Source organism: Paenibacillus sp. sgz302148, from assembly GCF_056120465.1.
Window position 1 is genome coordinate 38637 of record NZ_JBVYOJ010000018.1, and the last position, 25114, is coordinate 63750.

At 48.7% G+C, this 25114-nt stretch carries 19 protein-coding genes and 2 pseudogenes; 1 reads left to right on the plus strand and 20 read right to left on the minus strand.

Going from position 1 to position 25114, the window contains the following annotated elements; translation table 11 throughout:
• Positions 1 to 696 precede the first annotated feature (696 nt).
• From AC0LWM_RS23960 to AC0LWM_RS23975, 4 genes and pseudogenes are all read right to left on the minus strand, one after another.
• Positions 697 to 1656: a helix-turn-helix transcriptional regulator gene (locus AC0LWM_RS23960; RefSeq protein ID WP_474677531.1), complete on the minus strand. Its 960-nt coding sequence runs from the start codon at positions 1654 to 1656 to the stop codon at positions 697 to 699.
• A gap of 75 nt (positions 1657 to 1731) precedes the next feature.
• Positions 1732 to 1908, minus strand: a complete 177-nt coding sequence (locus tag AC0LWM_RS23965) for a hypothetical protein (protein ID WP_474677636.1) — start codon at positions 1906 to 1908, stop codon at positions 1732 to 1734.
• 391 nt (positions 1909 to 2299) lie between these two features.
• Entirely contained in the window at positions 2300 to 2443 is a 144-nt protein-coding gene (locus AC0LWM_RS23970) for an MFS transporter (RefSeq protein WP_474677532.1), read from the minus strand.
• Positions 2422 to 2691: pseudogene (locus AC0LWM_RS23975) on the minus strand (transposase); the annotation flags it as partial. The gene AC0LWM_RS23970 and the pseudogene AC0LWM_RS23975, both read right to left, overlap by 22 nt.
• 710 nt (positions 2692 to 3401) lie before the next feature.
• On the opposite strand from AC0LWM_RS23975, the gene AC0LWM_RS23980 reads away from it, so the two are divergent.
• Complete coding sequence (locus AC0LWM_RS23980; RefSeq protein WP_474677533.1) at positions 3402 to 4190, plus strand: DeoR/GlpR family DNA-binding transcription regulator; 789 nt, start codon at positions 3402 to 3404, stop codon at positions 4188 to 4190.
• 321 nt (positions 4191 to 4511) lie between these two features.
• Here AC0LWM_RS23980 and AC0LWM_RS23985 read toward each other — a convergent pair.
• The 16 genes and pseudogenes from AC0LWM_RS23985 to AC0LWM_RS24060 form a co-directional block, all read right to left on the minus strand.
• Positions 4512 to 4925 (minus strand): annotated as a pseudogene (locus tag AC0LWM_RS23985) (IS4 family transposase); the annotation flags it as partial.
• Positions 4926 to 5305: 380 nt separating this feature from the next.
• Positions 5306 to 6445, minus strand: a complete 1140-nt coding sequence (locus AC0LWM_RS23990; RefSeq protein ID WP_474677534.1) for an alpha/beta hydrolase family protein — start codon at positions 6443 to 6445, stop codon at positions 5306 to 5308.
• A gap of 112 nt (positions 6446 to 6557) precedes the next feature.
• The gene (locus tag AC0LWM_RS23995; protein ID WP_474677535.1) at positions 6558 to 7433 is read right to left on the minus strand and encodes a sugar phosphate isomerase/epimerase family protein; all 876 of its coding nucleotides are present in this window, start codon (positions 7431 to 7433) and stop codon (positions 6558 to 6560) included.
• 90 nt (positions 7434 to 7523) lie between these two features.
• Positions 7524 to 8375 (minus strand): sugar phosphate isomerase/epimerase family protein, encoded by an 852-nt coding sequence (locus AC0LWM_RS24000; RefSeq protein WP_474677536.1) that lies wholly within the window; start codon positions 8373 to 8375, stop codon positions 7524 to 7526.
• A gap of 52 nt (positions 8376 to 8427) precedes the next feature.
• Positions 8428 to 9489, minus strand: a complete 1062-nt coding sequence (locus tag AC0LWM_RS24005) for a Gfo/Idh/MocA family protein (protein WP_474677537.1) — start codon at positions 9487 to 9489, stop codon at positions 8428 to 8430.
• 289 nt (positions 9490 to 9778) lie between these two features.
• A complete protein-coding gene (locus AC0LWM_RS24010) occupies positions 9779 to 11077 on the minus strand; it encodes a M24 family metallopeptidase (protein WP_474677538.1) in 1299 nt (432 codons plus the stop codon).
• Positions 11078 to 11096: 19 nt separating this feature from the next.
• Positions 11097 to 11777, minus strand: a complete 681-nt coding sequence (locus AC0LWM_RS24015) for a PIG-L deacetylase family protein (protein WP_474677539.1) — start codon at positions 11775 to 11777, stop codon at positions 11097 to 11099.
• A 73-nt stretch (positions 11778 to 11850) separates the two neighbouring features.
• Positions 11851 to 14403 (minus strand): alpha-amylase family protein, encoded by a 2553-nt coding sequence (locus AC0LWM_RS24020; protein WP_474677540.1) that lies wholly within the window; start codon positions 14401 to 14403, stop codon positions 11851 to 11853.
• A gap of 768 nt (positions 14404 to 15171) precedes the next feature.
• Entirely contained in the window at positions 15172 to 15654 is a 483-nt protein-coding gene (locus AC0LWM_RS24025) for a hypothetical protein (protein ID WP_474677541.1), read from the minus strand.
• Positions 15655 to 15816: 162 nt separating this feature from the next.
• Entirely contained in the window at positions 15817 to 16194 is a 378-nt protein-coding gene (locus tag AC0LWM_RS24030) for a sensory rhodopsin transducer (protein WP_474677542.1), read from the minus strand.
• A 167-nt stretch (positions 16195 to 16361) separates the two neighbouring features.
• On the minus strand, positions 16362 to 18506 hold the full coding sequence (locus AC0LWM_RS24035) for a helix-turn-helix domain-containing protein (protein ID WP_474677543.1): 2145 nt from the start codon (positions 18504 to 18506) through the stop codon (positions 16362 to 16364).
• Positions 18507 to 18602: 96 nt separating this feature from the next.
• On the minus strand, positions 18603 to 20177 hold the full coding sequence (locus tag AC0LWM_RS24040; protein WP_474677544.1) for an extracellular solute-binding protein: 1575 nt from the start codon (positions 20175 to 20177) through the stop codon (positions 18603 to 18605).
• Between the two features lie 48 nt (positions 20178 to 20225).
• Complete coding sequence (locus tag AC0LWM_RS24045) at positions 20226 to 21107, minus strand: carbohydrate ABC transporter permease (RefSeq protein ID WP_474677545.1); 882 nt, start codon at positions 21105 to 21107, stop codon at positions 20226 to 20228.
• A gap of 9 nt (positions 21108 to 21116) precedes the next feature.
• Positions 21117 to 22013, minus strand: coding sequence for an ABC transporter permease (locus AC0LWM_RS24050; RefSeq protein WP_474677546.1), 897 nt, complete (start codon positions 22011 to 22013; stop codon positions 21117 to 21119).
• A 250-nt stretch (positions 22014 to 22263) separates the two neighbouring features.
• Positions 22264 to 22578 (minus strand): hypothetical protein, encoded by a 315-nt coding sequence (locus AC0LWM_RS24055; protein ID WP_474677547.1) that lies wholly within the window; start codon positions 22576 to 22578, stop codon positions 22264 to 22266.
• A gap of 128 nt (positions 22579 to 22706) precedes the next feature.
• Entirely contained in the window at positions 22707 to 25088 is a 2382-nt protein-coding gene (locus tag AC0LWM_RS24060) for a family 78 glycoside hydrolase catalytic domain (RefSeq protein ID WP_474677548.1), read from the minus strand.
• Positions 25089 to 25114 lie beyond the last annotated feature (26 nt).

The window sequence follows — 25114 nt, forward strand, 5'->3', positions numbered from 1 at the left end:
TGTTACATTATGTTCGCTAACTTCCAAGAGTATATTCAGCTACTTTTTCAAGGTCATACTCGAGTGTATAATTGCCAGAGCCAACTGTTACTATCGCTGCATTATTCGAAAGCGTTTGCTATACCTATATATTTTATAAAGATCCACCCAATTTGTCTTTGTACTATATCGCATAATACGAAAAATACTACAACATAGTTCACTTTATAAACAACCAACCATTTGCAATATATTGACAAAGGTATTAATCGATAATGTTACTTAAAGGCTCCTTTTAGTTTTTCTGCATGGAGGGAGCTACACTGCCTCTCCGGGAGAAGGTCCGTTTCTGACATAAGCACAATAAGAATGAAGGTTAAACGTGTGAATTGATGTTTATGGCAGGGTCAAGTGAACTGTTCCACACTTGAACTGACAGACGGAAATGACGTGCTTACAGCACTAAGTGTATAGGATTCGGTATACTTCCCGAGAAAGAGGATCTGTGCTTTATCGTCACCCAGGTCAAGAATTACCAATGGGTGTGACCGGGAGAACTATTTTCCATGAACAGTGGAATGGTATTTAACACGAGGGATCGAGGCGCTTCCAGTAACTAATTAATATAATGATTTAGAAACATTGACTATATATAGATATGCAACTTGCAGAAGTCTATCCATTCAAGAGAAAACGAGAAAACACAATCTTCATTTTTTAACGAACACTTTGCTCGTTCCGCCACTGAGATGGGCTTACGCTGTATCTCTGTTTAAAATGCCGACTGAAATAGTGAATGCTGTTGTACCCAGTTAATTGGCTAATTTTCTGAATTGTGAAAGAGGTATTCAGCAGGTAACTGACTGCCGCCTCCATACGCAGATTCTCTAGGTATTGAAACGGAGTTATTCCTGTGTGCAACTTGAAAATGCGGATCAAATAGGATTCGCTCAAATGGACTAGTAGAGATAGCGATTGCAAGGTGATGTTCTCTTTGTAGTTGGTCTCCAAATACTTCAGTAGGGACTCTACTAAAGGCTCATGTCCCTCTTTATGATGACTGCTCAATCGCTTGGCGCCATGATCAAGGATCTCCTGAATAAGGTATAGGATCTTGGTTGTCTCTAACACCGTAATCTCTTCAAAAAGCCCGTGCTGGATTTCCTCCAATTCGATGGCTGTGTCTCGCAGTAAATCAAGGCTTCTGAAAAGAAGCGCAGTCAAGCCGGAAGAGTGGTCCACACTGCCCTGCATCGAATTCCATTGAATGATCTGTGGTAGGGAAGGATACGTATTCGTATTATCCAACTCTAGTTCCATATAGAAATATTCGATCATTCCGCATGACACCTCCAGACGATGTGGGCTGTTCGGCGTTAGTAGGAATACGGAGGGCCCCGTACAGACATACAGTTCGCCTAGCCACTCCAGACTGAACGTCCCTCGGGACACATACAGCAGCTCATAGTACGGATGGATGCCCCCGCCCTCTGGCTTGGCTGATTTATCTGAGGTTTTAGGGAAATAACCGAAAGAACGGATCCTCATTACTATCACTCCAATGAATATTGTGATGTACTTGGGTAAACCGGCAATCAAAAGCTGGAGTTGACTTTCAATTAGCTTGGCAAGTTTCTTGCCTGCTTTTGTGGCGATTGCATAGATTAACTTAATCATTTGTTGTAACGCATCGCCAAGTCTAGTGAACTCACTTCATCACATAGATCATAAAACAAGCAGCCAAGCGTGCGGTCATAGCGTGAACCAACTATCCATTAATATGTAAGAGGCGGATAGTCCTGCGGCAATCGCCCGATCAAGCATAGCGGTAATGACTTGGTGTCCTCGCAACAACACTTCCAACGTTCGTTTAGCAATTTCACGATCGCCTATGCTGATAGTAAGGACTTCTTCTTCTGTAAATTTCATGAAATTCAGCCTCTACGAGTAAGTGATGAACAATGTGTTATCCACAATTTCCCACTTACCTTTCGACCGACAAATTAATACTCAAATTTGAGAAGGTAGACCTAAGTAGTTACGATGTATGACTATATTGTACCAAGAAAACAGAAGAATTTGAGAGAAAACATTTCATTTCATACTTAACGCCGTAGTGTTGATGGCGATAATCGGAGGTTTTCTCGGGTCCAGGAAAGCGGCCCGAAAGGAAGCTTCGGTATACAGCGGAGCAGGATATTGCTCTCCGGAATCGTACGGGAGCCAAAGTCCGAATTCGTCACGACAAACGTCATACGGAAGCAAGAGGTATAGATACAATACTGTAAAGTGGTCTAAACTTCCCTCATCTTGTTTTTACTTAATCAATCATGGCCCCCAACCAAATATCAAATAAAGCATCAATAATCCTAACTACTAACATAATAGTCCCAGCTATTGCTGGAGAAATGCCCAAGATGTTGACGGTGTAAAATTGTTTGGGATGACCGCATCTTCCAACCAACCGTCACGTCGCTGGTAAGGTTGATACATTTGGGTTTGAGACTCGCCGCTACGATCCCGTGGAACCTGAAGGTCCTCGATGAGGCCGAACTTGGTGTGTAGGGAGCGTTTGTAATAACCATTCCGGCTGTTGGACTGTGATGAATCGTCGCTATCCAAGAAGCTTTGTATTTCGGCTTTCATGATTCGTTCTAGATTATCTTGAATGAAGTTAGTGACAAGATTTTCAATTCCCCGTTGTGCCGGCATGGATGTCCATCAAGAAAACATCGTTGTTTGTGTAATGACATGAGAAACGAATGAAGCACCTTAGATCGAAATTCGGAAGTACCCGACGATGACTCGGGACTTATTTGAATTACTGACATGGCTCGAGTCCAAGGATGTTACCCACATTGCTATGGAGTGTACGGGAGTCTACTGGCGTACGGATATATTCATATACATGGCTTCGGAAAAACGAATCCCGGGCATCCTATTGCCTTTTTCACATCATTAACTTAAATCAAGATTCTTTCGAGGTGCTCTAAAGTTCATGCGGCAAATAAGACTGTCACAGAAAAAACCTAATTTACGGGGAACTCAAAGCACCTTTGTTTGTGTCGTCGGACAAAAACACATGAAATTGTAAATTGGTTGCAATACCAAGATGTATTAATTTTTAAAAAAATGCCCCCTTACATCGAAATGCATTATCGTGTCGGGAACCAACGGATTCTACGACTAGTAGCGTTGCTCCGTCTAGGCCCGAAGAGCCACATGCAGTTTGATACTTTCTCGTTACTGCCATGATAAGGAGCCCATGGCAAACGGGTTTTACCGACAGTCAGCGGCTCTTTTTCTACCATTTAGTGATTCAACAGACGTGTTGTTTTTAATTTACTTATGCTATAATTATAAAAAAAAGATAATCTCTTTCGATTTTCTTTCGTTTTCTTGATATAGTTTGGAGGAAAACCATGAAAACACATGAAAGACGTTCGGCTATATATTCGTATATTTCAGCCAAAAAAACTGTCAAAATAACAGAACTCAAAGAACTCTTCCAAGTATCTGAAGTGACGATCCGCAGCGATCTTGAGTTTCTCGCCAAACAAGGAGGGATCGAGCGGTCGCATGGCGGCGCCGTTATTATCGACAACTCGTCCCACGAGGAAAGAATTTTACCGAATACGCCTCTTCTTGAGGCCAAAACCGCGATTGCCAAACGGGCAGCCGAACTAATTGTCCCCGGCGATACGTTATTTCTGGATTCTAGCAATACCTCTGTCATATTGGCTTCGCAGCTGAGCCCGAACGCCAACATTACGGTCATTACGAATTGCCTGCCAATTATCAATTTGTTGAAGCTGACTCCAGGCATACACCTATATGCTATCCCCGGCTCGTACAATTCGTTCACGGACTCGTTTAACGGTCCTCTCGGAGAAACGTTCATCAGCAATTTGAAGACGTCCAAAGCATTTATTTCGCCCAAAGGGATCATTTTTGAAGGACTGCGAGATTTGACGGCAGACGAAGCGGCCATTCGCAAAGTGATGATCGAATCGACTAAAGAGGCAATTATCCTCGCGGACCACAGCAAATTTAACAATATTAAAGTGTTGTTCCCAATTTCCGATTTCAGCCGCATTTCTATCATCGTGACCGACAAAACGCCGGATAAACAGTTTCTTGACATCTTTAACATGAAGAACATCAGCTTAATTGAGGCGGGTGCCGGCCAGCTGCAAGAGATAAATTACTAGCGAAAGGCCTCTGCCTAAAGAAGCAGAAGCCTTTTCGTACGGCATACCGGTCTCCATCAAAATAAAATAATTCAACGAACAGATTACCGGACTTCTCTTTTCGAACGGCAATTTTGTTGAGAAGGGAGGACCAATTCGGAATTGTCAGAAACATAGATAATACGAAGGGCGCTCATTTACATTTCGATTCACATAAATGGAGCAGCCGTTAAAAGGGGACCTTCATACCGGGTATGCCCTTACAAAGGTGCTCCTTCAAACATGCTCCTTCCACGCGCCCGCTGTCCCATGCATTCCCTTCACTTCGTTCCAGCCCGGCAGGATCGGTTGAGCCAATTCTATCCGGATCGAGCGAAGGATGTTGGCGTTCTTCCCTGTTACTCGCGGGGCCGCCAGATATAATTCCTTCAGGGACAGCCGATTTCCGTTCACGAGGTATCGCTTATTATCATTCTTAATCATACCGATGACATGCTACCCGCGGCCTACTATTTCCTTAATGAGCGGCGCATGAGTAAACCAGCTGTCCATTAAGGCGTAAGATGCTGAGACACCGGCAGCAATGGCACGCTCGATCATGGACGCAATCACTTGAGGAGCCGGAGGTAACGCTTCTTCGCGTCGCTTATAGCCGATGGTACGTTTGTCAATTCCCTCTGTGATGCCATTGATCTGCGATTTCGCAGAGCTGAGTAAGGCGAAATCCATGGGGATAAACGAATGGCCATCCGAATAGGGGGTCCCTGCCCATGGCAGATCCTTTTCGGTGGATTATGGGCAGGTACTACCTTCCATTCCATTGTAAAGGATTTTTCGTGTCTGAATGACCATTAGGCCGAATATTTTGATGATTCTGAGAACAGTAATGAAATGCTAGTGAGCTGAAATACATTTTGAAATGATGTTCCTATATCGCATTGAGGCAAACTGCACAAAAAAATACACTGTTTCATTCCCGTATACGAAATACTTCCACCACCCTCGCAAATGTGGAATCGCATTGTTGAAACCGAGCTTCGCAGCCACGTCAGACACAACGTCTCGAGTGCCTAGCAAAAGTAAAAAACCGACGGTGTGTGTCGGGATTTGCTCTACTTGCTCTTTGCGCTGACAGATCAGCTAATGGTTAAATCCGAACTAATGACATTTCCGCTTGAGTCTTCGATCGTAAAGAAATATGCAGTCGCGTCAGCGGGAGGACGGGCCGATACTTTCTTGTTTTCCTCGTCCAATCGGGCTGAACTAGATTGCCAGCTTCGCGAAGTATACTCGCCGCTATCCGAAGTATAATGCAAATTTACCGAATGGACCGGACGAGAACCGTAATAAATGGTCCATGCTTCAACATCCGATCTCCCTGAAGAGGTTACCCTCAGCAGAGGCTCTGCATTCTTAACGATCGAGTCGGCATAGATGCCAAACTCTTGGGTTGCCCACGGCGTTTCATGACAATGCTCCCAATTCGCGATCAATCGGAGGGTTTGCTCCCCTTTAACTAACCGACAAGTTTTCTGCCAGGAATCCAGATAGAAGGCCGTATCATTTGTGCCCGTTGCCAACAACATGGGGAACATCGACTGTCCGATATATTGTTTCACGTCAAAGTTCGTGGTCCACAACTGGCGTTTCTCCTCGTCCATTCCCCGCAGAATGCTCTGCCAGCAGGATCCTTCCTGATAATAGCCGGCAGCATACACGGGCATCGCATAAGCAAGCCGTGAATCAAGACCCGCTACGATTTCGGTTACGTATCCTCCCCACGAAACGCCCATCATCCCGATCGCTTTGGAATCGATATCCGATTGAACCGACAGGAAGCTCACTGCTTTAATAACTGCAGCAACTGCATGATAGTTCCACATCTCCGTTAAAGCATCCTCGGATATACCGCGAAACATATTCTCTTCGGTCATGTCCGGTCCGCCTTCTTCCATTCGGGAGCCACCGCTGTCCCTGCCGGTTAAATCCATGGCAATAGCCGCATAGCCTCGTTTCGCCCATTGCTCAGCCCATTCGGTAAATGCCTTTCCTCCTCCCCCATGCACCAATACGATAGCGGGAAATGGAGCGGATACGCTTCTTGGAACGGCATAATACGCGAACACTTCGGCAACTTTGCCTTTGTAAGGCTCGCTTGAGTAATTAATCTGGCTCAGGGTACAATCGGGATGCTCGATCGTACTGCCCCATTTCACGGACGGAGCCTGCTGCAGGCTCTCTACATTCCAAGGGCCCACAAATTTATCATAACCCACTAGACGTCCCTCCCCAATGCTTACTGTTTAATACTTACTACTGCTTCACTTTATGCTTACTTCTTAATACCGGCTGCTCTTTTAAACATGGCCAGACTACGCATAAACTCGATTATTTAAATTGTTTCAGGAACTGGACTGCTTTGGCAATATCCGCTTCCGGATTTGTGCCTACTTCGCGCTCGATCGTCAAATAGCCTTTGTAGCCGATATCTTGCAGCGCCTGAATATATGCCGGCCAGTCAACTTTGCCTTCACCAAGCGGCACTTCGCGCAAAAACTCGCCGTCTGTAGCCATTTCAGCCAGTTTCTCATGGCTTAGCGGCTCGAAGCCGAGCGAACCGTAAATGATACGCGGGTCCACTTGATGCAGACGGATCCCGTCCTTGGCATGGGTATGAACGATATAATCTTTTAAGTTATGAACGCCCTGAACCGGGTCGTCTCCTGTAACCATGACCATATTGGCCGGGTCAAAGTTGACGGACAGACCGTTCGTGCTCAGTGTATCCAGGAAGCTTTTGAGATGGGCGGATGTTTCCGGCCCTGTCTCAATCGCGAAATAGGCGTTCAGGCTGGTTGCATAGTTACTCAGTTCCTCGCACGCTTTTTGCATTGAGTGGTAAACTTCGCCATTTGTATCATCCGGCACGATTCCGATATGAGTTGTGACGATGTTGGTGCCCAGTTCAACAGCCAGATCGAGAATCCGTTTCGATTTTTCAATTTTCCACGGATTTTCGTTTTTGTCTTGGAAGCCGTGTCCAGCCAAATCACCGACAAGCGCCGAAATTTCCAGTCCGAGCGAGCTGATGTAATCTTTCAACTCTTTCCGCTGCGCCGTGGACAAATTATCCGGGTCCATCTCGCCGCTAACGGCATAAATTTGCACGCCGTCCGCTCCTACTTCTTTTGCTTTTACTAAGCCTTTGCGTACACCGACTTTAAAGCTGTCGACGATGACGCCAATTTTATTTGGAATCGCCATTATACTCCAACCTCCGTATCGTTATAGTCAATGCCCGTCGACCACCGGCCGCCAGCCTTTGTGGCAACTGCCCTTTTCCTGCACCGGAGCCTATACTTCGTCCCAGATGCGGCGAACATTCTCCAATCCGATTTCAGAACCGAGACGGCAATCTTCCATACCTTCGAACTCGATGGACAAAAAGCCGTCGTAACCGGATTCCTTCACTGCTCGCAGCACTCCGCGCATGTTGATGTCGCCTTGTCCTGCAATGGCTCCGCGCAAATAGTTGCCCGCCATTGTTCGAAACCAGCCCCGTCCCGGGTTTTCGTTCGCCGGACGCAGGTAGAAGTCTTTGATATGCATCATCGAAGCGATCGGCAAGTTCTTTATCGTTGCGGCGACAGACTCTTCGTCTGCGCACATGAAGTTGCCGATATCCAGCGTCGTCCGGAAGTTCGGACGGTCAACCGCATGAACGAGCGCTTGCACCCGGTCGCTTGCCTGAATGTAGTACCCGTGGTTTTCAACACTGGTCGTAATGCCATATTGTGCAGCATGATCCGCGATACGGCGGCAGGCTTCTGCCAGCTTCGGCAGATCGGCCAAGAAATTGCTCATCGATATGTCGCTGCGGGATGCAACATCGTGGCGCATCAGTTTAACGCCCAGCTCAGCGGCATTCTCCACTTCTTTCATAACGCGGCTAATTTCATTTTCGTACGCACCATCATCATCTACGGCAAAATTCGCGCCAATTGCATAATTGGACAGTTCAATGCCAACCTTCTCCGCCTGGTTGCGAATCTGTTCAAACAGGCTCTGATCCATCTCATAGCTGAACGGCACAATCTCGATATGTTCGCCACCATGGTCCTTGACCCAGGAGATAGCTTCCAGAATCGTCATTTCTCCCGCCTGAATGGCGCGCGACAAACTGTAGGAGCTTAATCCGAGTTTCATCCGAATGTCATCCTCTCCCGCTGCGCCTTGACGCTGCGTACGCTTTTTTATATTAATTAAAGTGAATTTCTGTGCCAGTAGCTGCAGACTCATAGATGCCGCGCAAAATTTTCATTATTTCTAAGCCGTCTTCAACCGGGCTGATCGATTCGCTGCCTGTTTGAATGCAGTTTGCGAAATGATCTATCTCCGCCTGGAATGCGCGCGGAAAATCAAAGCTTTGAGCGTCCACTTGCGGATCAATATTCAAAATCGTATTATATTTCTCAGTCACGATGCTGACAGCCGGATCAACTTCGAGGCCGCCCTTGGTGCCGAAAAGTTTAACCATCGTTTCGTCCTTCTTCGCATGCAGCGTGAAGCTGACATCTACCATCAGCGAAGCGCCGTTTTCGAAACGGATAAGCGCATTGGTCATGTCTTCAACCGTGTTGAGCTCGGCATTGTAGTCCGATGCTTTGTAGAACGACAGGTTCTCGATATTGTTGCGATTGCCCAGCTTTTTGTATGTATTGCCGCTGACCGATTTTACTTTCGGACGGCCCATCATATACCAGCAAAGGTCAATAACGTGTACGCCAATATCGATCAGCGGACCGCCGCCCGAACGCTCGAAGTCGGAGAACCATCCGCCCGGGTTGCCCAGACGGCGAAGCGAGGAAGCCTTTGCATAATAGATTTCGCCAACATCGCCGTTTTGAATAAATTTGTTCAGCATTTGCGCATTTGGATCATAGCGGCGTACAAAACCGACTTGCAAAATCTTGCCCGATGCGCGGACCGCTTCCTGCAAATCAAGTGCCTCCTCAACCGTGCGGCACAGTGGTTTCTCTACGAGTACATGCTTGCCCGCTTGTACAGCCGCTTTGCTGATTGGGGCATGCGTATTGTTCCAAGTACATATGCTGACCGCTACAATCTCCTGATTAGCCAGGAGTTCATTGTAATCTGTATATACATAAGAAGCGCCATATTTTTTAGCAGCAGCTTCCGCTCTTTCCTTGTTCAGATCGCAAATTGCGAAAATTTCAACCTCTTTGTTTCCTTTATAAGCGTTAAGATGCGCTTCAGAAATGGAACCTGCGCCAATGACACCAATTTTCAAAGTACTCATTCCATTTTTGCTCCTCTCTACTTTTTATTCGGTTCAACTGCATGACAACCGTCTGCAAGTATTCGTCTTCTCAATCAAACTGTCAATCAAAATTACGTTACTTTCTATAATCGAAAGACGTAACATTCTTTCGATTATAGAAAGAATATATTACGGATATTATCAGAAGTACCGTGTGCCCGGTGCTGCGCATCAAGTCCAACACGACAGCTTTAATAAGAACGGTTCGTTTTTCGTAATTCCTTAATGGATTGGGTTATTACCTTCCATCCCACACTTATGCCAGGCCTTACCGTCCGCTGCGCTCCGCCTTCCACTCCCTGCACAATTGCCCAACCAGCGCCGACATCGGCTCATAGCCGTCCTCCGTAACGACGAAGCACTCCTCTATGCGGTTCGAGCCTTCCGGATGGCCGAACAGGCTGATGTCCGTGTTCACCGTCATTCCGGGCGCAAATTCACCCGTAGAGGCTTCATTCGGGTACGGCGATTCCGCTTCAGCGACGCCGCAGCCGTGCAGCGGAGGATATAAATCGTAACGGTCGACGCCCTGGCTGCGGAAATAATCTTTAACCGCTTTAACCAAATCGGCTTGTTTCCCGCCCGGCTTCAGCATCGATTTGGCAATATCGTTCGCCTCGATCAGCAAGTCGATGAAGCGGCTTTGCTCCTCGCTGCGGCTGCCGGCAACGAACGGAAAATTGATCGTCGCGATATAGCCTTCATACTGGACGGACAGCGCCGCCATGATCATGTCGCCGTCCGCAATCGCCTTGCTCGTTGCCCTGCCGATAATGGTGTCGACCCGCTTCCCGCTCGAGACAAGGCAGAACGGCACCGTCTCCGCGCCGGCGCGGTAGGCGGCTTCGTGTGCGGCCGCGGCAAGCTGCAGCTCGGTCCTGCCCGGCTGAGCCGCATCCATCAGCGCTTGATAAGCGCTGTCCGCTATACGCGCCGCTTCTTTCAGGCAGGCGATTTCATGCGGCGATTTGATCAGCCGAACCTCGTGCAGCATGGAGTTGGCGTCGACAAGCTCGCAATCCGCAAGGCTGTTTANACGCGCCGCTTCTTTCAGGCAGGCGATTTCATGCGGCGATTTGATCAGCCGAACCTCGTGCAGCATGGAGTTGGCGTCGACAAGCTCGCAATCCGCAAGGCTGTTTACGATCGTTAGGTATACCTGATGCGACATCGCGTCCGCGCCTACCAGCCCCGCCTTGCGAAGCGGACCGCGCTGCCTGAGCTCGTCGAACACTTTTTGGAACGTCGTAAAGTGAGCCTGCGGATATTCGATTTCCTCCGGAACCGTCACACAGGCGAAATCCGGAATAACGCGGATATCCGGCCAAGCGGTCATTTCCCGGCATACCATTTCGCCCTCCGGGGCTGCCAGCAGCACCGGTTCTCCCGCCAGAGGAACGATCAGCGCTCCTCTTTCGAACAGCGGCCAAAAATTACTGACATACCGCAAGTTTTCCCGTCTGTATTCGTCGCCGTAAACTACGCATGCATCGAGGTCCGCCGCACGCATGAGCTCCCTCAGCCTCTCGATTCTTTCTCCGAATTCCGATACCGGTATGTTGACCATGCCTATTCCTCCTCTTCATTTAACGAATGATTTCGGGCCGATTAATGTTTTTGATGAACGCTTCGCCGTATTTCAAGCCGACCTGCGCGCCCCGCATCAGCGCCTTGCCCTCGATCTGCTGTAAAGCCCCAGAGACGACGGAGCATTGAGAGGCGTACGCTCGCATGGCTTCCATTTTGGCTTCGAACGTATCCGTAATATCGACCATGTGGGAAACATGCGGCAACAGCTCGATCACTTCAAAATGATAAAGCGCCTGTGCTTTCCAGGGGTCGCCGAGGTCAAGCGAGCAGATCCAGCCCGCCTGCCAGAACGCGTCGCTGACGATGGATGCGACCGACTTGTGCGTGTTGTATTCTTTCCAATAGTGCGTGAAGACGGCATCCGGCTTGTACGTGCGAATGGCCTTCATACAAATCTTGTATGTAACCTCGTTGGCCGGTATGGCGTAATCCTCATAATCGTACGTTTCAAAATGGCGAATGCCCAAAATTTGCTGCACCGCCTCGCGCTCCTTGCGCCTGATCTCTACGATGCGTTCCTTGTCTTCCATTGTCGTGTAGCCCTCATTGCCGTTCGCAAACATGAGCACATCGACTTGGATGCCCGCATTCGTCATTTTTTTGATCGTGCCGCCCAGACCAAGCACCTCGTCATCGGGATGCGCGCAAATGACGAGCGCTCTTTCGATATTCAGCATTTGTTTTGTTCTCCATTCTCTTAGGTCATGTTTTTAAACAGCATCACTTTTAGAATCCGGTAACCTTTTGCAGTCAAGCGAAACGAACCTCCAGCATAACCATCCCCCGGCCGGGTACCTTCACTGTAAAGCTCGATCCTTTATGCCGAACGGGAAGATATGGATACCCCCCGCGGGCGCGGACGGACTCGATTGTACGGCCGACATCGATCGTCGGTCTTCTGTAAATCATGCTCGAATTACCGATCACAAGATACCATGTGCCTTCCGCAGTTTCCGTCGACGCCACGGTGACATATTCGGCCTCAGTCATAATTCGGGGCGAGCCCGCGCAATCGGTCATACCCGCGGCGCATTCGCGCAGGAACGAGTCGGAAACCGGCTGGAACGGTAAGCTGTAAATCCATGAGATGGCATCGTCCGCCGCCTTTATTTCAACCTGCTCCCGGCTCTCCGCCCTTTCGAAGGCCATGAGCCTGAAACTCCCGTGATTGGGAAGATCGCGAACCGCACAAAACAAATCGTCCGGCTGCAGCCCCGCTTCATCGGCAATACGAATACCGGCCTCGCTTAGCTGTCCGCTTATCCTGCCCAGCACGACGACCGGCCCGTTCCGGTAGTCCAGGACACGGCGGAGCTCCTCGTCCGGCAGCAAATGCACGTTTGCGGCCAAAATCGCTCCATGCATCCGCCCCAGATCGTCAGACCGGACGATCGAATGAAGCGGCGCTCCTTTGCCGATTAGTTCATGTGCGAATTTGTGGGAGGAAAACTCCCTGCTCTCGCTATACTCGCCGAGCTCGTCATACAGAGCCTTGTCGGACCATACGAGGCTTACTCCAACCGTACTGTCCGGCTGATGAGCGAACCCGAAGTCCCACCGGTTGCGGACCCATTTCCATTCATCCGGGCTCATGCCGTCGGCAAGGCACGCCATCAGTCCGGAAGCGCAGCGGATCACATTCCCTTCGCCGTCATGCAAGAACACGTTCGACAGCGCGTAAATATCCCGCTCCAGCAGCGTAGGCGCATGCTGAATGGCATCCCATTGTTCCATCGTATCGTGAATCGTGTTGAGATAGATCAGCTTCATCTCCGGTACATACGCTTTGATCGCCATCAGCGTCGCCTTGAACTCATTGAGCGGCTCCATCTCGATGTCGGCTCCCCCGGCCGACAGGGAAGCGGCTCCGGCCTCGACAATGAAAGCATCTACACCCGCAGCCGCAATTCGCCTGTAATCGACGCCATACCGATAGAGCGCTTCGAACGGATCCCTCGTCCAAGCCGTATTAAACACAACCTTCTTGCCGTCCTTGTGCACAGCGGCGACGACTTTTCGCCAGAACGTTTCCCAGCGGCCCGCATAAAAGCGTATCCATTCCAGCCGCTTCGACTCCCAAATCCATTCAGCCCGCCGCTTCATTCGTTCTGCGTCTCCGTCACAAGCGGCAAGCCTCTCGTCGTCCTGATCCGTGCAGCCGGACATGACGAACTGCTCCACCATATCGTCCGAATAGTCCGCATATGCCAGACACATCCGGGGACTTGTATAACCGTCCGCGCCATGGTAGCCGTCGAAGCCGTAAGCGTTCATCGCTTCCGCCAGACGGTGAACGAAATCGTCCTCGTAGAACGTGCCGTCCTTGTACCGGCGAAGAGGGTTCAACATCAGAAACGGCGTGCCGTTTCCGCCCATTTCGTAAAGCTCGGGATGGCTGCCGCACCACTCGCCTTTGTAAATCTCTCCGTCCAGCTCGTACTGGAACAAATTGAAAAAGCTGCAGTAAACGCCGACCCCATGCTTCTGGAGCTCTGCGACAAGCTGCTTAAGCTGAACATTCGTCCATACTTGCCGGTCATGTTCCTTCCCGGTCGGCCGCGCGGCGTACGAGCAAATTTCGGGCGGCAGTATACGCTCCTCATCCAAGCTTCCGTAAACATGAACAAAGTCAGGTGTAAAAAAGAGCAGCGAAACGCCGACGGGCGTAAACTCGATTTTGTCGAGGTAAGCCGCAACTCCGAAATCGGGAAGCTCGTTATCGAAGCCGATTAGTTCGATCCACAACCATTTTTCATATGCCGTCTCTTTCAGCATTATCGTCCCCTCCATGATTCCCCTTGCAGGATTTGTCCGGCGACAGGGGTTTTCCGACCGATAGCGGTCCGCGAATCTTCTGAATGCTTGCCAACCGTACGACGACGCCCGCCGACATTGCCTTACCGCATGTACCTCGTCCGATAAAATAATCTCCGGCTGCTGGCCTATACGCTCGCAATGAGCGGACCTCTCCGGATCGTAATGAACGTCTTCCGGCTGGGGAAGCCCTTTGTCCTCATAAATCACTAGCAAAGCGGTGCTTCTCACACCTTCGAACTCCAGAAACAAATAATCGATGCCGGGAAATTGCGTCAAATGCACCTTAACGATTTCCTTGATCCGCGTTTGAAAAAGAGGATTCGTAAAGTCGGCAATCCGGACGGGAAGATCCGTTTCGTCGAATTCTCCGACATCCCACTCCTCGATCGTCAATTCGGGCTCCCAAACCTGCCGATCGTAGGTCAGAAATTGAATCATGGCCCGACCGAGACGTTCTTCCCGTGAGGATGGCTGACGATCTTCCACCCCATTCGTTATTCGTCTTCACATTGGATGCTTCCGGATGATTGCTACCAATTGGTATAAAACGTAATCTTCTCAATCAATCTATCAATCAAAATTACGCCCCTTTCTATTATCGAAAGAAATAACGCTCTTTCGAAAATAACAACGAAAGAATATATTACGGATATTATCAGATAATCACAATTTAGTAAATAGAACTTTCAGAATGCACAAAAACATTTTATGAATTCGTTTTTTTCTTTCGTTTTGTTTGCATATGTATTTGTTTTTTTAGGCCTGTTGAATAACCAGAAATTGTTACCCAACAGCCCTAACAGGGGTATACTTTCGGATCAAGCCTGCTTGATCCAGCGGAAAAAGACCTCAATCTGCCAGCAAGCATTATACATCTGTGTAATTTGCTCCCCCGTTACATGCATCAAATCAGTTACCATTCGGATTTCACGGCCTTCGAAATCTTGACAGATCACGACTCGATAATGCTTTCCGAACGGCATTTCGGGGTACCAAGTTGACAAGTGATATCACGAATAACCTGCGATTCCGTTGGGCTTTGCCGGCCATAACGTTTTTGACTTCTCCAGATGGACGTATTCGCGCAAAGCGGAAACGCTTGCCCTTCTTGTTTGATGCGATCCAATCAGTCCAGCTTGCCGTACGCCTGGTCCATGACCAAGATGAAAAGCATGTGTGTCAAGCTCCCACTCACCGGTCTATCGTGTCGGGAACCAACGGTTTTTAGTGGTTATTCAACAGACGTGTTGTTTTTTAATTTATGCTATAATTATAAAAATAATAATGTCTTTCGAATTTCTTTCGTTTTCTTGATATAGGTTGGAGGAAAACCATGAAAACACTGAATTTATTTTCTGATATATAAGGATTTATTGTACTAAGGAAATCGGAAATTTCTTCTCCATTTGCGTACCATCTTCTCTCTGCAGCAGCAGCTTTTTGATTGCCTGCTTTGGCAGCTTTAACAAGTTCCACAGCAATTACCAAGTGCTTCCTTGTTAAGTTGCTCAATCTTGCGGCTATTCTATCTCCATAGAAAGGCTTTAGTAAATTTCCCATATATGTAGCGTTCCGGAGGAGACGTGCTGTAGTAAATCTTACATCAGGCAAATTAATAGCCAGACTTATGATCGTCAATCTTGTCCAGTATACGTGTTGTTCCCAAACTAAACGCATGGAACTTTTTAAACTTACTTTCTGCTTACTAATACAAGAAGATTTGAGACTTGGACTCATGGTTTCCCCCCTTATCGTCCAATTTCATCTACATCCAGGCCGCCGAATACTTCGACGGCCTCCAAATGCTTTTTGAACAATATGTTAAGATCTGCGTGAGGGACCATTGTTCCAATTAAGAAAGAAGACGACTCCCGAGGAGGAGCCTTCCTATAAGATTTTTTATTCCGAATAGCCGATCATGCCGATATAAGCCAAATTGGGCTGGGCGATGTCCATTCTTCCATACTGGACGATGACATCCTTGTCGCTTCTGAAACGCAGGGAATACTGCAGCTGGCGCTCAAGCCGAATGCCGCCGATCTCCTCCGGACGGTCCATACGAATGCATTTCACCCGCTCCGCCTTGACGAGAATGGGAATGTCCCTGTCCGGCTCGCGATCCTCGTAAAAAATGTCCATGCGCACTTCTGCGTCTTCCGATTGGCAGTTCAAAATCATTACCGCCTCGTGGCCTTCGAAAATATCGCCGTCCACTTTTCCCTTGTATGGCAAGTAGCCGTCGATAATGTACCAGTTTTTCGCGCCTTGCCGGCTCATTCCCAGTCACCATCCCCTGACGACAGCGCCACGACGCCGCGTTCCTTCCACGTCCGGCTCAACTGCCGGACGAGCGCCGACAGCTCGATCCAAATCCATTTTTCGTAAGCGGCCATTCGATTTACCTCGCTTTATTCGATTTAAAAATGCATCTAGATGGCTTATTCTTATTTTCTTTTGTAATAATTCCGAAATTCCTGGGGCGTCATTTGCAGCTTTTGCTTGAATTTGCGAATGAAACTGGACACATCCTTATATCCGACCGTTTCCACGATATCCTGCACCGGCATACTGGTTGTCTTGAGCAGTTCCTTCGCCTTGGCGATACGCATTTCTTTGACATAATCCATAATCGTACTTCCCGTTTCTTCTTTGAAAATCCGGCTGATATATGAGACCGAATAACTTAAATCGTCGGCCATGCTTTGAATGCTCAGGTTGTAATCGTCAAAATGCTGTTGAATATACCCAATAATACGGTCCGTACCCGAACGATCAGGATGCCGGTTAACGCTCTGGATCGTCTCGCAAGCCATCCTGCAAACTTTCACAGCTTCCTCCAACAACCGGTCGATGGAGTTGAAGTTGGCGTAGGCGATAATATCGGGCAGCGGCATGGAGCCTTTACTGGAACCCGAATTGTAATGCTGGCTCAAATATTTCAGAATCGTATTGATCACTTCAATGCAGCTCGATTTGGCTTGAAACAACGAATTGCTTCTCTCCCTGATTTCGGACGAGATCATCTCAACCGTCTTCATCGCTTGCTCGACCGCTCCCCGATCCATATGGACGAGAAGGTTTTCCACGGACGTTCTTACGTCCCAGCCCTGCTTCGTCAGCTTCAGATCAAGGTCGGCGAAAAACAACACCCTCCCGCTGCCGTATATGAATTTATGGTCCAGCGCGGTAGAGGCTTCAATGTAAGAATGTGTAGCCCGGCTTAACTCGCTGAAAACCGTTCCGACGCCGATCGTAACGGGCGGGATGACGCTTCTGGTTAAGTTCGTCTGCAGGGCGGCCAGTTCGGCTTCTGGAATAAGCCGGTTATCCTCTGCGGAAACGATCAGCGTAACGCCTGCCTCCGTATACACGTCAAAAACCTGATGCCCCTTCTGCTCCAGTTCCCGGAAGTAGGATCGGTCTACGGAATCGGATGCCAGTCCGTTCTCATTCTGAATGACCGCGACAAAGTAGTTTTCCCGGGTCATGCTAAGTCCGGCAAAACCGCCTTGGCGGTTAAACTCCTCTTTATCCGTTATTCTTCCCTGCAGCAGGCCAAGCAGCAAATGCTGGCGAACATAGGGCTCGTTGAATTCGTTCTGCCGGTTCCAGCGCTCCGCGGCTTCAAGCAAACGCCTTATCGGATTGTAATTAAACCGCATGATGATGTAAATCGCGATGCTGCCGAGCAGCAAAATGATCACATAGGATATGAGCGCAATTTGCTTGATTTCATTGACATCCCGAAGCAGCTCCTGCTTCGGCGTAAGTACGAAATAGGTGAGCCCGGTCGTTTTGGATTGGATTCCGGACGCATAGACCGGCTCGCCGTAACGCGTCTTGTGCAAGGTCTCGTTGTTTTTCGCAGCGGACAGCAATTCGGCAATGAGAGGCGGTTCCAAGGGCTCCTCTCCGTAAACGCCAGTTATGACCGTACCGTTGTTGTCGATAATGAACGCTTCATTTCCTTTGTACAATAAAACGGATTTCAAGAGGTCGCGAAATGTCTGTTCCCTGATCAAATAAACGGCCGTTCCCCGCGGCTTGCTTGACGATATCGGTATCGGCCGTAGATAAGTAATATACCGGTCACCGTTCAGCGGCTCAGCTTTGCGGATCAACGGGTATGCGACCGTGTTGAGTTCGTTTCTTACCTGGTCGTCCGGCCACTCCGAATAAGCGAACAATTGATGAAACAAATCCAGCGAATACATGCTTTCCGAAGAGTAAAAGTTTTCTCTCTCGCGGTCGTATAGAAACACCTGATCGATAAAAGTATTGCTCATTCGGTAATTCATCGCGTGCCGCATGGAATAGAAGTAGAAATAGTTCCCGTACTGGCTCAGTGACACTAACGGGTTCGTCGACAAATCCGCCGCGATGCTGACCATTTCCTTAAAGCGCGTATCCACGACTTCTCCAACCTGCTTCAAAATTTGTTCGTTGTTCGTCAGAGACTGCGCCCGGACTTTATCGAGAATGCTGCTGTAAATGAACATGCTTGTAATGAAAGTTGGTATAAGCAGAACGATCGCATACGAAATCAAATACTGCATGTATATGGGCAGCCTTACCCGCTTTTTGACCATGACAACCCCAACCTCCTCTGACTGAAAGCGGTTCGACCTTTTTTACGGAAGGAGGCGGCTCGAGACAAAAACACGGAGCCACCTGCTGTCATCATATCATTTCAATTGATATTTCGAATGAATTTCCAGAAATTTATCTACATTCAGTTTTTTCAGCTGATTCAGATGTTTCTCCCACTTCTCGTCCGTCAGCCCGTTGATAACGAAGTCGGCAAAAATCTTGTTGACGTAGCCGTTCCAGCCGTTCAAGTCACTGAATTGCTCAAGCGCTTCATAGTCCTCCGCATCGTAGACGAGCAGCGTATTGATCGTTCCGTATCGAAGCAGCGGTTCCTTCAGTTCGAAAGCGGCCAGTTCCTCCGTCTCGCGCGGGGTGATGAAGATACCTTCCGAATAATTCTCGGACGGAATAATATTCGGCGCGTTATAGCCTGGCGCCAGACTGAATCTAAACGCGACATTGTCCATGCCTTCCGGTGGTGGAACATCCTCGTATTTGCCGTTGTCCAGCTTCTTCAGTCCGATTCCGACGGGGCCTTCCTGAATTTCGAGGCTCATCTCGAAATCGTAATGGCTGTCGACCCATTTCATCGTAATTTCCGGATTTTTGTTCGCCGTCGTCAGCAGGAACGCTCCGCCCCAAATTCCCGGATTTTCCCGCTTCCAGCCGAAATCGCCCTTCGGGCCTTTTAAACCGAGCAGCGGCACGTATTCGTCGCCGTTCGTCAAATAACTGTTGATCGGATAAGACGCGACGCCCAGTACGGGAACCTCGTTTTGCATCCTTGAAGTGTACACTTGGGCGGTTTGCGTGAACAACTCTTTGTCAAGCAAACCTTCTTTGTACAATTTGTTCATATATTGCACGTATTCCTTATATCCTTCCTGCTGAGGAGCATACAGCAGCTTGCCGTCCTTCATGTACGAATGATTAACCTCATGGTCCATGATGCCGAAGGAACCCGACAAGGCGTTTCCGCCGATCCAGTTGGAATTGTACATGAAGCTCATCGGAATTTCGTCCTGTTTGCCGTTGCCGTTCAAATCTTTGCCCTTAAACGCTTTCAGCGCTTCGTAAAGCTCGTCTGTCGTCGTCGGTACGGGAAGATTCACCGCATCCAGCCATTTTTTGTTGATCCACATCGTATCCGGCGCTTGATAGAAGGGGGCATCCACCACTTTCGGAAGCGCATAAATTTTGCCATCCGAATGCGTAATAGCCGCCTTGTACTCCGGATGTTTCTCGAATATCGCTTTCAGGTTTGGCGCATACTGATCGATTAAATCGTTAAGCGGGAGTAAAATGCCTTGCTTCGCCCAATTGCTCAGATCGATTCCGCTTACCATCGATCCGTATACGGCATCCGGGTAATCCCCGCTTGCGAACACAAGATTCAGCTTCTCCATCTTGCTTGATTCGTCGACAAGCGTCCAGTTGATATGGACGTTCGTTTTTTCTTCCAGCCGCTTGAACAGTTCGTACTCGTTATAATCCATAATTTTGCTTGCGCTTGCTTTAAAGGCCAAAATGTTCAATGATTCTTTCGCCTTCGTGGCCGGCGAGCTCGAAACGCTGCCTCCCGAATTCGCGTTGTTCTTGCCCGAGGTGCACGCAGCCAACAAAATCAGCGACATAACGAATACGAAAGCCATTCCTACCCATTTCCTCAAATCAATCTCCCCTTTTCTGATAATATATAATGTCGAAACTATGAGTGGTTATCCTTTCACAGAACCGATCATCATACCTTTCACAAAATACTTCTGCAGGAATGGATAGAGCACCAGCATCGGCAAGCTCGCCACGATGACGAGTCCGTATTTTACCAGTTCCGCCTGCTTGGCTTTCTCTTGCGCGGAATTCAAATCGCCCATCATTTCGCTGGACTGATTCTCGATCAGAATGCGGCGCAATATAATTTGCAGTGGCTGCAGCTCTTCGCTGCTCAGATAGATGAGCGCCTTAAAATAGGAATTCCACTGCGCCACCGCATTAAACAGAACGATTACCGCAATGATCGGCAAGGATAACGGCAGCACGATCCGAAAGAAAAACCGCAAGTTGTTGCAGCCGTCCACCATCGACGCTTCAAGCAGCTCGTCGGGGATCGTCTGTTGAAAAAACGTGCGGACGATAACGATTTGGAACGCGGAAACGGCTCCAGGAATGACCATCGCCCATATCGTATCAAGCAGCCCCAAGTTTTTCACCAAAATGTAAGTGGGAATCAGTCCCCCTTGAAAAAACATCGTGAACAGGATGAATAGCATGATGATTTTCCGGCCGAACAGGTCTTTGCGGGACAGCGCATATCCTCCGCTGATCGTGACTGCGGTGCTGATCCCCGATCCAAGAACAGCATAAAACAGCGAGTTTCTATATCCGAGCCAAATCTGCTGATGGTTTACGATGGCCGCATAGCCTTTCCAGGAAATGTCCGCCGGCCAGAACCACACTTTGCCGGAATTGACGGCTACCGGATCGCTTACCGATGCGATAAGAATAAAGTATAGCGGGTATAGGATCATGATTAGAACGACGATAAACAACGCGGTATTGCATAGATCGAATAGGCGGTCGGACAATGTTTTTCGTTGCATGGCGCACCCCTACCACAAGGAAGTATGATTCATACGCCGTGCGATCGAATTTACGGCGATGAGCAAAATAAAATTCATGACGGAGTTGAAAAAACCGATGGCCGACCCATAACTGAATTGTCCGCCGACAAGTCCTTTCTCGTATACATGAGTTTGAATAATTTCTGCGGACGAAATGTTCAACGGATTTTGAAGCAGGTATGCCTTTTCGAACCCGAGATTGAACATATTGCCGGTGCTCAGAATAAACATAATCGTTACGGTAGGCATAATGCCGGGTAGGTCGATATGCCAGATCCGCCGGAATTTGCTGGCGCCATCCATGACGGCCGCTTCATGAAGCTCGGGACTGATCGCCGTGAGGGCAGCCAGATAGATGACCATGCCCCACCCCAAGTTCTGCCATACGCCGGACCACACAAAAATCGACTTGAACCAGGACGGATCTCCGAAGAAGTAAATCGCTTCTCCTCCGAGCATCGTAATGATGCGGTTAACTAGCCCGCTGCCCGGCGAAAGGAACAAATTCAGCATACCGACCAAAACGACGGTCGAAATAAAATAAGGCGCATACGTTACCGTTTGCACGATTCGCTTGAATTTATGGCCCACAAGCTGGTTAAGCAGCAGCGCCATAACAACCGCGATCGGAAAGGTGCTCAATTCGTACAAGCTCAACAGAACCGTATTTTTCAAAATGTCCCAAAATAAATAATAATCGAAGAAACGTTCGAAGTACTTCAGCCCGACCCATTCGCTGCCGGCGAATCCGAGCGCGACCCTGAAATCCTTAAATGCGATTTGCAGCCCATACATCGGAACGTATTCCATCAACGCATAATAAATGACCGTTGGTAGGAGCAGCAGGTACAGATCCCAGTGTTTGAGCTTTGTCATTCTTGTCATGTTCAGATAATCGTATCTCCCCTCTATGTAAGCGCTTTTTGTGATTGCAATCCAAATTTATAACGAATCCCGCGTCCTTCACAATATGCGGTTCTTCGTACGATAGGCGAAACTTCTACTATTGCGTTGGTGGTGCAAGACTCGCATACCCGTGCAAGAACAATCGGGTAGGGGCTACCCATTACTTGGATAGCCGAATTGGATATCCAGGCAAAAATACAATAGAGCACCAGAGGTCGGAACTAGAACATTATTTCAAAAATAATGTAACCTGGTAGACCACTCGAATGGGACGCTTCAACTTTTTATCGTTCCAAGCCATCGCACCGAGATAGACGACATTTCCGTCCCGTTCTTCGATTGAGATCGATGGCTTGTACAATACGATCCTTAGCCCAAGCGACATCGATATCCGAAAGCGATACCTTCCTGCAAAATCGCCTTCTTGAAAGATACCGACTTCCTTACCGGCTGCAAGCGCCAGCCGGCACAGCGTAGATTTTACCGTTTGGAAAAACCGGGTTATCGCCCGTAATGGCTGCCTCGAATGCCGGGAAATTGTCAACGACGACGCATCCGCTTGGCAGATTGCCGTACTTGCCATTAGCGGATTGGTAAGCGAAATTCTCGCCACCACTTTCCGATTTCCACTTTGACTATCTTTTATCTACCGAATGACTAGCCAACAGTCTCTCATGGACATCTCACTGTTCCTGAAGGATGTGCCACCTTAATATGCACACCCGTTTCCGTGTTTTTCCACGACACCTCGATCGGGCCCCGGGGTGTCGGAACGACACCGGATGCCTGGTGGAACCCTCCCGGAACAGGAGCAACCTGGAATGCCCGGAAGCCCGGTTCCAATGGTCGCACCCCCAGTAAAAACGAATAGTAAAAATAAAGAGGGGTCGCCGACCAGCCGTGGCACAAGCTTCCAGCCCGACCGAACGCATTGGCTCCGTCATTCGTTTCCCAGAAGCTGGTGGCACCTTGGAACAGCATCCCGCCCCACATTTCGGCAATCGTGTCAAAGACAAACTGCCCGTAGGTATCCGGTTCCTCCAGCAGCGCTTTATATTTGAAAATAGAATGACTGAGCGTGATGGGCACAAGACCGTTATCCGACATTGCGAGTCGTGCCCGCAAATCTGAAGCAAGCGGAGCGGGACAAACATTTGCAATCAAGGCGAGAGCTTGTGTCAACTCTGCATAATGTTCAGCCTGACCGACGCCGTGATAAGTGAGGTACGCTTGCTTAGCGTTATTCCAGAAGACGCGATGCACAGCTTCGCCAATTCTCCGCGCGACTGTCGAATAGTGTTGAGCCTCTTGCTCCATCCCGCACTCGTTAAGCATAAAGGAAGCCGCGTTCAGCGCCATGATAAAGAATAGGTTCAGCGGCGCGTCCACTCGCTCATATCCGCTACGATCAGAAGCGCCTTCTAATCCATCTTCCCATTCATAGAAGTTCCAATACTTTGATCCTTTTGGCACTGGCAAAAGATTGTGATACATTTCACTTATTCGCTTGTCCAACATTTGCTTCACAACCGGCAGAAGAGATTTTATAAATTCTTCTCTCCCGCTATATAATAGATGCTCCTCCAGCTCAACGATCCAAATCAGACTGAAACACGGAATCGTAATGGGAACCTCTGCTGGAGCACACAGCTCCAGATAGCCATCTTCCCTCATGCTTTCTCCCAGCAGTTGAAAGGAAGCCTGCGGGAAATCATACTCGCCGAAGCTGTAATAACCGCATAGCGCCTGATTGCGGCTATCCATCGCATATAACGCCTGTTCCCGCCAGGGCGTGTCTTCATAATGCTCATGCATGCATAAGTGAAGCGTTCGAACAGCCGTATCGGCAACCCGTCCATGAAGACGATCAGGAATGACGAGCTTGCCTTGCTCTACTACGGGATACTCCACCGGTCTTAATCCGGCGTAATACAGGGTGAAGCTTTCCTTTACACCACTAATGTGCAGTTGAATAAACCGACCGGCGAATCGTGTGAAATAATGAGTGAACGTCTTTCGCCCCTTCCCGCAGCGAACACGCGAAGCGAAATTTCTCCCTCCTACTTCCGCTCGCACTCGAAGATCGTCCAAATGTTCTCCATAGGCTATATCAATGGTTGTGCCTTCTTCCCCTTCAAGCTCGAACTCAAGCAATCCACTCTCCTCGCGGCCGAGATCGAGCACAAGATAAACGCCTTTCACGGTTGTAGAATCGAAGAAAATGGACGACTCCAGTTCGTGTGAAGAACAAGGGACCTCGAAACGAAGCCCTGATTCGAGAGGAAGGCGTAGATTCATGGTTTCGGGGGCGTTTGAAAAAATACGATTCGGCATTCGATAAGCCATATAATCGCTTTGCATGAGCTCCGCCACTGTCCGATAGTGTGCTTGATCATCACGGATGAAAAGCCCTTGCGAATAGACGGTTGCCTGTCGCCTTTCCTTTAATTCCGTCATTCGGATTGGCCTCTCGTAGAAGACCAAGTCTATATCTTCTGGCGAATTCCTAGAGGTTGCCCGTATCCATTTCCCAGTCGTAACATAATCGGTATCTTTCCAGTTATCTTCGAGACATGCATTGTATTCGAATGTAAATCCGAGTTGACCGGTAATATGCGGAAGTCTTCCGCTTGTATAGCATGGTGAAGGACGGCAAAAGGTTTCCGGACCGCTAATCACTTCTTTGCCATGCATGGCGAGCCGATAAATCAAACCCGGACGACCTTTGAAATATCGGGAACTGCTCTCCCCTTTGTAATAGGCCTGAATGCATAACACGTTGTCGCCTTGGCGCAGCAATCGCTCTGCTCCCGTTATACAATCGTATGCTTTCCGGTTCGGAAAATCTCCATATTGTCCGTGATGCAGGACAGTTCCGTTAAGCCAAACAACACAATCCGAATCCACCGATACGAAAAGCGTTGCGAATGAAGGTAGTTCCGAAAGCGCAAAGGCATGCCGGAACTCCACGTATTGGTTAATTCCCTCGTTTATGTTCTTGTTCCAAATCCAACTTGCGGCAGCAAAAGGATTATTGTCAGTTGCAAATTTCACATTTTACGCTCCTTTCTCAACTGTAT